General features: G+C 42.9%; 14 protein-coding genes. 5 read left to right on the forward strand and 9 right to left on the reverse strand.

Annotation, left to right across the window (positions count from 1 at the left end; all coding sequences use genetic code 11):
• Window positions 1-56: 56 nt before the first annotated feature.
• Entirely contained in the window at window positions 57-461 is a 405-nt protein-coding gene (locus tag VB836_RS16555) for a hypothetical protein (protein WP_323220785.1), read from the forward strand.
• 66 nt (window positions 462-527) lie between these two features.
• Here VB836_RS16555 and VB836_RS16560 read toward each other — a convergent pair whose 3' ends face one another.
• From VB836_RS16560 to VB836_RS16570, 3 genes are all read right to left on the reverse strand, one after another.
• Window positions 528-926, reverse strand: coding sequence for a hypothetical protein (locus VB836_RS16560; protein ID WP_323220786.1), 399 nt, complete (start codon window positions 924-926; stop codon window positions 528-530).
• A 101-nt stretch (window positions 927-1,027) separates the two neighbouring features.
• A complete protein-coding gene (gene argS / locus VB836_RS16565; RefSeq protein WP_323220788.1) occupies window positions 1,028-2,785 on the reverse strand; it encodes an arginine--tRNA ligase in 1,758 nt (585 codons plus the stop codon).
• Between the two features lie 66 nt (window positions 2,786-2,851).
• Window positions 2,852-3,448, reverse strand: a complete 597-nt coding sequence (locus VB836_RS16570; protein ID WP_323220790.1) for a globin family protein — start codon at window positions 3,446-3,448, stop codon at window positions 2,852-2,854.
• Between the two features lie 334 nt (window positions 3,449-3,782).
• On the opposite strand from VB836_RS16570, the gene VB836_RS16575 reads away from it, so the two are divergent.
• Entirely contained in the window at window positions 3,783-4,247 is a 465-nt protein-coding gene (locus tag VB836_RS16575) for a hypothetical protein (RefSeq protein ID WP_323220792.1), read from the forward strand.
• A gap of 353 nt (window positions 4,248-4,600) precedes the next feature.
• Window positions 4,601-5,785 (forward strand): MFS transporter, encoded by a 1,185-nt coding sequence (locus VB836_RS16580; RefSeq protein WP_323220794.1) that lies wholly within the window; start codon window positions 4,601-4,603, stop codon window positions 5,783-5,785.
• A gap of 33 nt (window positions 5,786-5,818) precedes the next feature.
• Here the strand turns inward: VB836_RS16580 and VB836_RS16585 are convergent, their stop codons facing one another.
• Together VB836_RS16585 and VB836_RS16590 are read right to left on the reverse strand one after the other, a co-directional pair.
• Entirely contained in the window at window positions 5,819-6,445 is a 627-nt protein-coding gene (locus VB836_RS16585) for a ribonuclease H-like domain-containing protein (protein ID WP_046276797.1), read from the reverse strand.
• A gap of 30 nt (window positions 6,446-6,475) precedes the next feature.
• Window positions 6,476-7,021, reverse strand: coding sequence for a CAP domain-containing protein (locus VB836_RS16590; RefSeq protein WP_407659684.1), 546 nt, complete (start codon window positions 7,019-7,021; stop codon window positions 6,476-6,478).
• A gap of 319 nt (window positions 7,022-7,340) precedes the next feature.
• On the opposite strand from VB836_RS16590, the gene VB836_RS16595 reads away from it, so the two are divergent.
• Window positions 7,341-7,823 (forward strand): hypothetical protein, encoded by a 483-nt coding sequence (locus VB836_RS16595; RefSeq protein ID WP_323220798.1) that lies wholly within the window; start codon window positions 7,341-7,343, stop codon window positions 7,821-7,823.
• 214 nt (window positions 7,824-8,037) lie between these two features.
• Here VB836_RS16595 and aac(6') read toward each other — a convergent pair whose 3' ends face one another.
• The 4 genes from aac(6') to VB836_RS16615 form a co-directional block, all read right to left on the reverse strand.
• On the reverse strand, window positions 8,038-8,502 hold the full coding sequence (gene aac(6') / locus VB836_RS16600) for an aminoglycoside 6'-N-acetyltransferase (protein WP_323220800.1): 465 nt from the start codon (window positions 8,500-8,502) through the stop codon (window positions 8,038-8,040).
• 5 nt (window positions 8,503-8,507) lie between these two features.
• A complete protein-coding gene (locus tag VB836_RS16605; RefSeq protein WP_323220802.1) occupies window positions 8,508-9,317 on the reverse strand; it encodes a TIGR03943 family putative permease subunit in 810 nt (269 codons plus the stop codon).
• Between the two features lie 10 nt (window positions 9,318-9,327).
• Entirely contained in the window at window positions 9,328-10,428 is a 1,101-nt protein-coding gene (locus VB836_RS16610; protein WP_323220804.1) for a permease, read from the reverse strand.
• Between the two features lie 268 nt (window positions 10,429-10,696).
• Window positions 10,697-12,526 carry an aspartate kinase gene (locus VB836_RS16615; protein ID WP_323220957.1) on the reverse strand — a complete coding sequence of 610 codons (1,830 nt, stop codon included), beginning with the start codon at window positions 12,524-12,526 and terminating at the stop codon, window positions 10,697-10,699.
• 492 nt (window positions 12,527-13,018) lie between these two features.
• On the opposite strand from VB836_RS16615, the gene VB836_RS16620 reads away from it, so the two are divergent.
• Entirely contained in the window at window positions 13,019-13,639 is a 621-nt protein-coding gene (locus tag VB836_RS16620) for a helix-turn-helix domain-containing protein (RefSeq protein WP_323220806.1), read from the forward strand.
• Window positions 13,640-13,667 lie beyond the last annotated feature (28 nt).

Consider the following 13,667-nt stretch of genomic DNA (forward strand, 5'->3'; position numbering starts at 1 on the left):
CGAATTAACTTAGAAAAAACTGAAAGAGAGATTGATCAAACTCAGGAGAATAAAGAATGACTGAAGAACACAATGTACCGAAAGAGTCTGCACTGGTAGAAACATCTTCAAGTGAAATGACTTCAACCTCCGAAAATTCTTCTACAAGTGAACCCCAGAAAGAAACTGAAGCGTTATTGCAAGCGATTCAGAATTTGGTCAAAATAGAACTGCAAACCGCAGCAGAAATCAATCGTGATGCTTATACCGAAGCGGTGCGAAGTGTCCGAGAGAGAATTGAGCAAATTCGATTGATTGATAAAGATCAAATTGAGACTTCTTTCAAACAGTTTGAGACGGAAGCTGAAAGCAACTTGCAAGGAATTGTCAAAGATTTAGCCGATTTAGGGGAACGCTTAACAAAGGCGACTCAAGCATTTTGGGATGTCTTAACGGCTTCTAATAACTCAGAATCTAAATAAGTCAAATTCTGAGATAGAAAAACCCGGCTTCTCCAAAAAACCGGGTTTCTTATACAAAAGATTAACTTACTCTCGGAGAAGTTCCGCTTTAGAGACTCGACATCCCATATTAAAAAGACTCGAACCACATTCAAGCGGAAAAACTTTCTGCTCCATCTTGGCGCTACAACTAATATACTGATTATTGTCAGTATCACGCATCATACAATCAATCGATTGAGCGCCCGATTCTCTAGACCATCTCTCCAAACCAATCATCGCAATCTTATAGGGATAATAGAACCAAAAAAGCCCCGCCACTACTATTAATAAACCTGCAACGGCTAACCCAACTTTCAACTTCCAACCGTTGAGAAATCCTTGAACTCCAGTCGTAGAAGAATTCTTTTGGGGTGCTGGGGGTATAGTCGGGGTCTGTGGAACCGTTTCAATCTTTTTAGGGCTTTCGGGTTGAACTTCAGACATAAAATAGCTCCTCTGTATTGTTTTATCTACAAATCTCTACACTTTTTTTGTTAAAATTGCACTCGCTTCCCGAGTTTAATTTTAGCTGAATTGATCTCAGCTTACATCCGCTCTAGGACAGATATGCCTAAGAGGGATAATCCTAATTTTAACGTGCGTGCGGTCAGATCGCATAGCCCTAAACGAGAGATTCGTTGAGCGTCTTCTGCTTTCAACACGGGACACTGGTCATAAAATTGATTAAATTTTTGACTAAGTTCAAATAAGTATTGACACAAACGGTTTGGGAGTAAGTCTGTCGCTACTGCTTCAATCACTTCATTTAACTGTAATAAATGCTTGGCTAGGGTAAATTCAGCCTCTTCTTGAAGCTGCATTTTCGCCTCGGTTCCCACTTGTTTAAAGTCGATTTCTCCTTTGCGACGAATTCCTTGAATTCTCACATAAGCATAGAGTAAATAGGGCGCGGTATTTCCTTGCAATGACAGCATTTTATCAAAACTAAACACATAGTTACTGGTGCGATTTTGGCTGAGATCGGCATATTTAACCGCACTCATTCCTACAACTTTTGCCACATCATCAATAAACGCTTGGGACTCGGTTCTTTCTTCTTCTTTTATCCGCGTTTCTAAATCTTTTTCGGTGCGGTTAATCGCTTCATCTAATAACTCTCGCAGTCTAACCGTTTCCCCGGAACGAGTTTTTAACTTCTTCCCATCTTCCCCTAAAACTAACCCAAACGGAACATGAACCACCTCAACATTATCGGGTATCCAACCTGCTTTTCTCGCCACCTGCCAAACTTGTGTAAAATGATTCGCTTGACCTGCATCGGTCACATAAATCATTCGATCCGCTTCATCTTGATTAATTCTATATCGTAGTGCCGCTAAATCAGTTGTGGCGTAATTATATCCGCCATCAGACTTCTGTACAATTAACGGTAACGCTTCCCCTTCTTTATTTTGAAACCCATCTAAAAAGACACATTTCGCGCCTTGATTTTCTTCTAATAAGCCTGTTTTCTCTAAATCGGCTACAACTTCTGACAAGAAGGGATTATAAAACGATTCTCCTCGTTCTTCTAATTTAATATCCAACAAATCATAAATCACTTGAAATTCGCGCCGAGATTGTTCACACAACAGTTGCCAAGCCCGACGGCTATCTTCAGCGCCTGCTTGTAATTTGACCACTTCTTGACGGGCGGTTTCTTTGAAGTCTTCGTCTTCATCAAAGCGAACTTTAGCCTGACGGTAAAATGCGACTAAATCCCCGATATCTAAGGCATCGGCTGTGGTTAACGCTTCGGGATAAACTTCTCGTAAATAAGTAATTAACATTCCAAATTGCGTCCCCCAATCTCCCACATGATTGAGACGCAAAATATCATGTCCTAAAAATTCTAAAATCCTCGCGATCGAATCTCCAATAATCGTTGAACGTAAATGTCCGACGTGCATTTCTTTAGCAATATTCGGGCTAGAAAAATCAACAATCACTTTTTGGGGATGGTCAACACGGGGAATCCCTAAACGTTCATCTGTTAAAATGGTATTCAGTTTTGCTTCTAAATATTCGGGTTTCAGACGAAGATTGATAAACCCTGGCCCTGCAATTTCTGGCGGTTGACAAATTTCGCTGATATCCAGTTTTTCGATAATTTGAGTGGCGATCGCTTTAGGATTATTTTTTAATACCTTCGTCAGCGACATCGCCACATTACATTGATAATCCCCAAATTTCGGATTACTCGCCGGAACCAACATCGGGTCAATTCCCGCCATCTCCTCACCAAACGCGGCGATAATGGCGTTGTCAAATTTGGCTTTAAGTTGTTCGACGGTAGAAGGCATTGGACGTGATCCAGTTTTGATAGGGGATTACAAGCTTTATGATAAAGGAATATTACCCAAAGCGGCCTAGCAGGGAAGAAAACGGCGCATTTGAGTAATCAGATGGTCAAAATAAGGGGCGAGATCTTCTGGGTTCGTCTCCGGGAAACGCTTCAAACTTGCGGCTTTCAAGCCTTCTAGCCCAGAAACCATCGCCTGTAAAGGGACATTTAATTCTTCATACAACAATTCCATATAATCTAGCCCTTCTTCGCTGGTATATTCGCGGCCTCCAGCTATCCCATAGGTAATACAGCGCAAAAAATGCCAAAAATCTCGCCAGCAAGCGTTAGCGCGATCGCTCGGATAAAGATCACCCCCCGGATCGGTAATACCTGGATATTCAGACAAAACCGTTTCACGGGCTTCTGTGACGATCAGATCCGCCTGATCTCGCAGTAAACGCACAACACCGACTCGGGCGAGGGCGGCAGCTTTTTCGGGTTCAGGGAAGTCTTGGAAGGTAGCGACTAACGCTTCAAGATCGCTATCGCTGGGATAACGTCCCTCGTCGTCTGCGGCTTGAAACCGGGCTATCGTCGCCGAGGGATAGATTTGTTCCCAGTTAGCCAAGCTGACAATGCGGGCTTTGGGAATGAGTTGTTTGGCTCGTTCGGTGAGCATGGGTTTGAAGGTTTAGAGTTTTTAGGGGATTATGGTTCATTTTATTGTTAACACGTCCAGCCTGGTTTTGGGAAAAATACGGCTCAAACTGTACGGTAAATTAATATTTTTTACCAAAATAAAATTATTCTGATCCTAACAATGGCTTCACTTAGGTATGAATACAGTGATTCTGCCCCGGTATTGCCGTCAATCCAAAACCTTAAACTGTGAAACTCAGATTCCGGAAAGTTTAAGAAAATTAACACTTTATTCCGTAAAAATACTAATATCATAATCGGAACGCTATGATAGCTTTGAATTAAGCAAAATAACTTACAAAAGGCAGAAAACAATGACTTTCCCCAATACAAAAGAAAACGTTAAAACTTTAGATAAAGTAACGTCTGATACATCAGAACAAATAACTCACTCAAACTTAGCAGCGATTGGAGTGGGAGTTCTGGGGGGATTTGGAAGTGCATCAGTAAGTGCGCCTGTAACGGTTGCAGGAGCAGTGGTTTGTGTGGCGGCTTATGGCGCGAAAAAAGCGATTCAAGAAAAGGACTGTTGCGCCCTAATTTCTGTAGCTGGAGGTGCATTTACGGGTGCCGGAATTTCTGCCATTTTAAGTGGAATGAGCTTGGCTTTGGCTGAAACAGCCGTCGGTATAAGCATGGGTCCAATTGTCGCCGCAGGTGCAACGATTGGATTAGCAGGGTATGGTTTAACTCGGTTGGTTCAACGGGTGATGACTGTTCAAGCCAATTATGTTCCTTTAAAAAATATGGTTGCTCTTCCCCTTCGTTCTAAGCTATAAGCATATAAGGTTTGTGGGGCTAGATACTGAAAGCAAGACGTTAAATAGGGGTATACTCAACCAGTCAAATGAAAGATCTTCAACCGGGTGTTTTTCTGCGAGATTCTGTTTGGATAGTCCAGGCGATTGCTAAGAATTTATACTCAAATCTTAACTAGAATCCTCAAAAAAACATTACAAATTATTAAGAGTAGAGTCGGGTCATCCGTATATTCACGGAGAGAGAAAAAAGTAACGGAATCTCTTGATCAATTGCAGCGTTAATCGATTCCCCTCAACTGTATCTAATCAAACGGGTGAGCGTGAGGAACTTATGATAAAAGCAAGGGGTTAACTCTCAGTTTAGATTCAGCATGAAGTCAACCCCATCAAAAAGCGCTGCGTTTAAATTTGTCATTTTGCTGGGAATTGTCAGTCTGTGTGCGGATGCAACCTATGAAGGGGCGCGAAGTATCAATGGGCAATTTTTAGGATCTCTCGGCGCGACGGGTACGGTTGTCGGGCTGGTTGCGGGGTTCGGTGAATTAATTGCCTACGGGTTACGTTTATTTATTGGTTTTTTAAGCGATCGCACTCGTCAATATTGGCGGATTACGACGATTGGATATATTATTAATACCCTGGTTGTTCCCCTATTAGCTTTAGCCGGAAATTTACCTGTAGCGGCGGGACTGATGATGGCGGAACGAACCGGAAAAGCTATTCGCACTCCTCCGCGAGATGTGTTGTTATCTCATGCGGTGACGCAAGTGGGGACAGGGTTTGGCTTTGGTGTCCATGAAGCGTTGGATCAAATTGGGGCGGTATCTGGGCCATTAATGGTGGCGGTGGTTTTGTCTCTGCAAAATGATTATTCTGCGGGTTATACAACGTTAATGATTCCGGCGGTGATTGGGTTAATTGTACTACTCACTCTACAAAAAGTTTATCCAAATCCCCGTGAATTTGAACTCGCAAATCGACCAATTCTCAAAGCAGAAAAATTTCCCAAAGCCTTTTGGTTGTATTTGGGATCAGTGGTGTTAATCGCCGCCGGATATGCTGATTTTCCCTTGATTGCCTATCATTTTCAACAGGTGAATCTGAGTGATACTAATTCAATTCCGTTGCTGTATGCTTTAGCAATGGGCGTTGATGCGATCGCCGCTATTTTATTTGGACGACTCTTTGATCGAATTGGACTATTGAGTTTAGCGATCGCGGCTTTTTTGGCTTCAGTATTTGCACCGTTGGTTTTTTTAGGAACGCCTCAAGTGGCTATTGTTGGTATAATCCTTTGGGGAATTGGTATGGGGGCGCAAGAATCGATTATGAAAGCTGGAATTACCCGAATTGTTTCTGCGGATCAGCGAGGTTCTGCGTTTGGAGTTTTTGCAACAGGTTATGGTTTAGCCTGGTTTTTAGGGAGTGTGTTGATGGGGATTTTGTACGATCGCTCTCTCCTGGTTTTGGTGATTTTTTCTGTGATCATTCAACTGCTAGCATTACCGCTTTTGTTAGGCGTTCATCGCCAGATGAATACACCCAACCCTCAATAAGTTCTCGGCTTGTCTATTTAGGCATCTCCGGTGTTAATGATGCTCAAAGATATCTTTAAAATGCAGTAAATCTAAAGTCACCAAAGTCGGTAAACAGTCAAAACAGTTTTGGGCTAAATCTAAGCGTTCTTCTCGCTCTAACATCGCCATCAGTTTTTGTTGTACACTCAATAAATAGCGTACATCGTTGGCTGCATAGTTCAATTGATCTTTGGAAAGATTGCCGACATTTCCCCAGTCTGAACTTTGAGAAGTTTTATCGAGTTCGACTTGTTCGAGTTCTTGGACTAAATCTTTTAGCCCATGTTTTCCGGTGTAGGTTCGGGCTAATTTACTGGCAATTTTGGTACAGAAAACGGGATTGACATCGATATCTAAATAATACAACAATGTGGCCATGTCAAACCGCGCAAAATGAAAAATTTTCAGCACGTTACTGGCTTCTAATAGGGTTTTTAAATGGGGGGCTTCGGTTTGATCTTTTTCGATCCTCACCGCCGTTACTTGACCCTTAGCATCACAAATCTGCACCAAACACAAGCGATCACGCCAGGGTAGTAAACCCATCGTTTCGGTATCGATAGCTAACCGATCAGCCGTTAAGTAACTGGCTAGAATTTCCTCAGAAAGATCGCGATCGCAAACCTGAAAATTATTCATAAGAAAAGAGAAATTTAACTCCGAATCTGATCACCGACTGCGAACAAAAATCTGAGTAAAATAATACTCTCCCTTCGCATTTCTGGCAATCCCGATCCCCGTTAAATTAAAGTTTCCTTCCATATTGCGACGATGACCATCACTGGCGATCCAGCCTTCGACGGCTTTTCGACCCGGATCAGCATATCCCGAATTATACGCTAAATTTTCAGCAATCATCCGATATGGAATTTTTTGACCCACCGCCTGAAATCGTTGTTTTGATCCATCATGGCTAAATTTGACTTCTCCACTCGCCATCGCCTCGCTATGCTTCACAGCTTCCTCGCTAATACGCGGATCAAGTTGTAGGGGAGGTAAGTTTTTTGAGGCGCGATATTCATTGACTTGTTGATGAACAGACTGTTTTAACTCATCGAGATTATCAACACGTTTGGCGATCGGAAAAGATGACATTTCAGGAATAGAGAATGAAGGATCGATAGGAGTTTGAAAACCCCGTTCCTTTAAAAATAACACAACTGCTATGAATCCGGGTATAAGAAAGGGTAGGATATGCGATCGCTGTTTGGGCATTTCTTGATGATTAAAATAGATTTTGTACGCTACTTATGGCGATGGGGGATGGTTGGTAAGTACACCGCAAGCATTTATTCTAATTTAACTCATTTTTTAGAAAACAGGAAGAGGTGTAGGGTTTATCAAACGATCTTCTCGTGATGACTGAGGAAAATTACGGCAATTTATTGTCCGGTGTGATGTTTTTGAGGTTTATTTTATTTGTTTTATTAAATTTCCGTAAATCTACGGATGCTTGATGAGAATCAAACGAGTATATTTGAGTTATAAGTTCATTGATAAGATTTTATAAATTTTCACTCTAGGAGTTCAATTCATGCTTGGATGGATTTTTGGTGGCTTCGTTAAAAAGATAGAACGTTCCGCGAAAAAAGTAGAACGAGATTTTGTTGATCGTTCGGCCAAAAAGTTGAATAAACTGGCGAATGACCTTGATTACATGGTCGCAAAGCGAACGGACAAAGTAATGAACCGGATGGAAAGTCTAGAAAATAAGACGGTTCAAGATATTAACAAAATAATAGATCAAGCTACGGAAAAAGTTGATTACATGGTCGCCAAACGAACAGATAAAGTAATGAACCGGATGGAAAGGCTAGAAAATAATACGGTTCAAGATATTAACAAAATAATAGATCAAACCGATGAAAAAGTCAAGGAAAACCTGCGGGAAATTGATCGCATTCGCAGGGAAACTATCGAAGAAGTCAACCAGACCATTCAAGTCGAATTTGAAGTCTGTCGGGGAATGAATTCCCCGTCTAATAAACAAAGTCCTTTGAAAAAGACTAACAATTAAACTTGAGTCTGTTTTAACCGACTTTCACTATCAGACAGGGAATTAATTCCCTGGTAAAATGATATTTTTTTAGCAAAGGTTGAATTAAATCTTCCTAAATACACCTTCAGATAGAAGATGATTGAGGAAATAATTGTTAAATTAAGCGCGAATCTTTGTGTCTTTGTGGTGAGTTTCCCAAATAAAATTTATGGGTGAACTCCCGAGTTTTTAATTAAAATTCCTCTTTTTTCAAGACTTTCCGAAAACAAATAATCCGCTCTACTTCCAAGTATCCTAACGCTAAATGGGCTTGTAAACTTATCGAGTTATCTAACTCACAATCACTCGCCATTTCTTCAATTCCCTTCTGTTTTGCCCAATTTTCTGCTGCTAAGACTAACGCTTTCCCCCATCCTTGACGGCGTAAATCTGAGTCAACATACCATCCCTCAATATATCCAACCCGGGAAGATTTACACCCTTCAGCATAGCTACGAATATTCACTTCTAGAAATCCGCCTAATTTCCCGTTCGGTCTTTCGATCACAAACGTTTCTAAATGGGGGTCATTTGTGCTATAATATTGATCGATTTCTTGGGAATGTTCCTCTAAACTTTCAGGGGGAGAATACCATAACTGATTCCGCATTCTCAACCATTCAAAAGCATCGCTTTTTCGCACCTGACGAATTTTCATAGTCGTTAATATTCATAAGGATTTCTCGGTTCAGGAATAGGGGTTAATTTTGTGGCTTTTATCGTTAATCTTCGTTCCCCGTCAATAGTTTGCGTTATCATTTGACCAACCACCTCTAACCAACTATCTTGAGGATAATCTTGGCGGTTCGTATTAGCTGGAAGTAACACAGGTAAACCGACAGGATAAGCATCAGCCGCACAACAAGTAATCACAAACCGAGACAGCCATAAATATTCTGGAGGAAGGGAAGGCGGATAAATAATAAAACCCGTTACTTTAGCGTTTTGGCCGGTGTAGGAGTCTGGTTCTGGGTTAACATTCAACATCCTTACCCATTCTATCAACGATCGCTCCTCGGGTTTGGCTGCCGTCCGAAATTCTTGAGGTTGAGTGCGAGTCACAGGTAAAGATTCCGTTAGCCCCCGTTGTAAAGCCGTATGACTGCCGAAAGTTTTTGGGGTGATCCATAAACCCAAAATAGCCGCAGCGAGGAAAATCAGGCTACTCCAGCCGGGAGGAAACAGGCTAATATGTTGAAGAGTTTGGGATTTTTTGGGGATTTCCGACTCAAGACTATCGGTTTCTAGGACTTGGTAAAATTTCACAGTGCCAATTCCCAGTAAACCAATTCCGCCGATAATCGTCAATATGAAATAATTGGGATGAATGAGAATATTGAGTTTACCTGTTATCCAATATTTCAATAATAAAATTCCCCAAGCCAAAATCGCGATCGGATCAAGCCAGGGTTGAACCTTTTGCCATAGGGGAGTTAGGCGACGACGGACAGCAGTGAAGCGACGATCAATCATAGGTAAACGACTACCAACTGAAGTTTAAATTTACAATCAAAGTCAATAAAAAAGTCAGTTGAGCCGCTAATACAATTAAGTAAACCACAGCTCGTCCCTTAAATACAGATAACATCAAGCCAACGGTTTTAATGTCAATCATCGGCCCGAATACCAAAAATGCTAACAGTGATCCACTGGTAAAAGTTGAAGCGAAAGAAAGGGCAAAAAACGCATCAACGGTTGAACAAATCGAAACCACTCCCCCCAACAGTAACATCGCGACAATCGAGGAAACCGGCCCATGTCCTAAACTGAGAATAATTTCACGGGGCATCGCCACCTGAATAATAGCAGCGATCGCACTGCCAATCACCAAAATACCGCCTAACTCCCGCAATTCTTGTACCATATTTTCGACCATCAAGCCCAAACGTTCTTTTGAGGGGCGAAAAAACAGAGATCGCAAGTGAATTTTCGGGCGTTTATCGAGTTTTGAAGTCTTTTTGTCTGTTGTCCCCATGCCTTGTCCGGCTTGCCAAAACGGGATAGACTCTAATCTGACAGGTTGTTCAGCCGAACCTAACAAATAAGTCCCCGGTTGCAGCAAGGGTGAACTTTCACTCGCCTCAGTCGTTTTTTTGTTGGGGGGCGGGGACGGTAACAGACGGGCGAGAGTCGGTTGGAGGATGGGGCGTAGGTCTTTCTGGAAACTAAACACCCAACCGAGTAAGGTGGCAATCATCAACGATAATAGAACACGCAGAAAAACAATTTCCGGTTGGTCACGAAAAGCGATCCAAGTAGACCAGATAACAATAGGATTGATCGTGGGGGCGGCAAATAAAAATCCAATGGCGGCGGAAGCGGGTATTCCCTGAATGAGAAACCGACGGGCTACCGGAACGTTACCGCATTCACACACCGGAAACAAAAATCCCACCAAACTGCCGAATAATGCGGCTAATAGTGGATGAGTAGGAACCAATGACAGAAGTTTGCGTTCATCGACTAACTGATTGAGAACACTTGAGAATAAGACTCCTAATAGCAGAAACGGCAATGCCTCAACGAGTAAGCTGAGGAAAAGCGTAAACCCGCTATTAAGCTGATTAATAAAGGTTGATTCCATGCCTCATCAAGTTTGAACAGGGCGCATCCGGTTGGGAGTTGGCTTCAATGGTGTTAAAAACCTCTGTGCCTAACCCACTAGGATGTTGACGATCTTTGCAAAAATAGGCATTCCAAGGATAGAGGGCGGGTCAGATTAAGATGAAAATGCGATCACAATTTTCGCTCGAAACTTTTATTCTATCCGATGATACCATTTAGACGGCAATTGAGTTTTCAAACAACTCAAGCACTCAACCGGATGATTGCCCCTCAATAGCCCATAAAATTTAGCGTACTGTAACGGGTTCACCGACAATAACGCGATGATCGCCGGATAACCCAAACGCCCGATGAACTGCTTGTAAGGCTTGTATACTCTGTTCTTCATCCACGACGCAACTAATTTTAATTTCTGAGGTGGCAATCATGGAAATATTAATGTTTTCTTTTGCCAAAGCCTCAAACATTCGCGCCGCAACTCCGGGATGATCCACCATTCCCGCCCCGACTGCGCTTACTTTGGCGATCGCTTTATTGACGACAATTTCCCCACAGCCTAACTCGCTAGTTGCTTCTTCTAACACCCTTTGGGCGTCATCCGCATCGGCTTGTGAGAGTGTAAAAGCAATATCACGAGTTAACACACCATTGACTTGATGACAGCGTTGGGACTGAATAATCATATCGACGCTAATATTATGTTCAGCCAACAGGGCGAACACTTTCGCGGCCATTCCCGGACGATCGGGGATGTGACGAATGGCTAAACGGGCTTGATGGCGATCGAGGGCAACTCCCCGCACAGGCGGTAAAGGAGTCGTAGAGGTTGGAGTGGATAACGGCATTTCTGGGGTGCCTAAATTCACTTCAAACTGTTGACACAAGGCTTCAACGGCGCGATCGCAGTCAACGGCGGCGATCACACAACTCACCTTGACTTCCGAAGTGGAAATCATCTGAATATTAATTCCTGCTTCGGCTAAGGTGGTAAACATCCCCGATGCCACATTCGGACGGCCAATCATTCCCGCCCCGACAATACTGACTTTGGCAATAGGGGTTTGATCGCCTTTGACTTCGGGTTGTCCTAAATTCGCATCTTCGTTGTAGCCCAACGTTGGTAATAAAGCCTCTGCAACGGCGATCGCTTGATTGTAGGAATCCTTGCCAACGGTAAAGGTGATATCGTTAATATTGGCTTCGTGAATCGACTGAATAATCAAATCCACATTTAACTGTTGTAGGGCAATTCCCCCAAACAGTTTCGCCGCAATACCCGGACGATCCGGCACCCGCAACAGAGAAACCGCCGCTTGGTTGGTGTCAAATTCTACCGCATCAACCGGATGCGTTAATTCTAAGCCTTCTAGGGGTCGAGGTTGACGAGTCGCAGAGGTAACGCGAGTTCCCGGTTCATCACTCCAACTCGATCGCACCACCAACGGCATCCCATAGTTTCGGGCTATTTCCACCGCCCGAGGATGCAACACTTTCGCCCCCAAACTGGCTAATTCCAACATCTCGTCACAGGTAATTTCCGTCATTAACTGGGCTTCAGGAACCAAACGCGGATCAGTGGTTAAAATGCCGGGAACATCGGTATAAATTTCACATTGATCGGCTTGTAGGGCTGCCGCCAACGCCACCGCCGAAGTATCTGAACCGCCCCGCCCTAGCGTTGTGATTTCTAAATCTTCCCTGCCTGTAATCCCCTGGAAGCCTGCAACAACGACAACTTTACCTTTTTTGAGGTGACGTTCAATTCTATCGGTTTGAATGTGCAGAATTCGGGCGCGAGTATGTTCAGCTTCGGTCACAATTCCCACTTGGGCGCCGGTCATAGAAATGGCGGGTTGTCCGAGTTCTTGGATCGCCATACTCATCAGGGCGATGCTGACTTGTTCTCCGGTTGAGAGTAACATATCCATTTCTCGGCGGTTGGGTGTTGTAGAAATTTCCGTCGCCAGCTTGACGAGTTGATCCGTTGTTTTTCCCATCGCTGAAACAACGACAACCACCGAATGTTCGCGGGCTGTTTTCACGACTCGTTGAGCAACCGCTTGGATGCGTTCAACAGATCCGACAGAGGTACCACCGTATTTTTGGACTATCAGCATAGCAACTTGAGAATATTGGGAATGGAATGCGATCGCAAGTGAGTCTGGGACATTGGACATCTGTAGATGCCCTTAAGTTCCGAGCCGAATCCCTTCAAAAACGGATTTGACTCTATGGATGCCTCTCCATATTTTAGAGGACAGGATATCATACAGAACGTTGCATGACACCAATCCTGAAGCGACAAGAAGCTCAAAGTAGAAGTTTCAAGTTTAATAGAAGTGAGCGACTGCCATCAGGATAGACTGAAAAACCCGGTTTGGCCTTGATGTACGGGGAGCAACATACAAAATTCTACAAAATATAACAAATTGCATAACCTCTGATAAGCCAGACATATGTACTGACAAGTTAGTTAAAGTCAAACTTAGCAAATTCTACCCATTGAGGTAGGATTCTTCTGCAAAAGTTACAATTTTGGCCGATAAGTTAGTTATTTTAATCTAGAAATTGTGATTGCAGTTCGCCCAGTTAAAAAAGGAGTGTATTCGATGAAAAAGAACAGTAAATTTCTCAGCAGTTTTCAACGCAAGTACCTAGAAAAAAGTCTTGAAAAAGATCTTCCCAAGCAGTATTCCCAGCGAATTCAAATTATGCTGCTTGCTGATGAGGGTAAAACTCAAACTCAGATTTGTCAAGCTTTAGGATGTTCTCAAAGTACCGCACGCCATTGGATCGCTACAGCCAAGTCGGGTCAGGCTCATCAGTGGGATCATTCTACTTTGGGTAGACCTCAAGTGATGGATGAGCAATGCTTGCAGCGTTTAAAAGAATTAGTGACTCAAAGTCCCAGAGAGGTTAAGGTTCCCAACTGTGATTTTACTTATTCGGCTCGACATTGGACCGGAAAAAAACTCAGCGAACATATGAGCGCAGAATTCGGAATTAAAATTAGCGATCGTCACATTAACCGACTTTTGAAAAACATGGGTTTATCGACTCGTCCTCAACCCAGTTATGGGGAAACTAATCAGACTCAATCTCCTGAAAATAGCATTGTGATTGATGATATTAAAGGTGAGGCGTTAGCAGTTTCAGATGAGACGTTCCTCGCTCATTTCTTTAAAAAACAAGATTTTATGGAACTCAGCTTCTCTCATTGGAGTTACTAACCTCTGAAACCCCTCGACAAGAATGATT

Origin of the sequence: Limnoraphis robusta BA-68 BA1 (assembly GCF_034932365.1) — a bacterium.
GTDB classification, from domain to species: Bacteria; Cyanobacteriota; Cyanobacteriia; order Cyanobacteriales; family Microcoleaceae; genus Capilliphycus; species Capilliphycus robustus.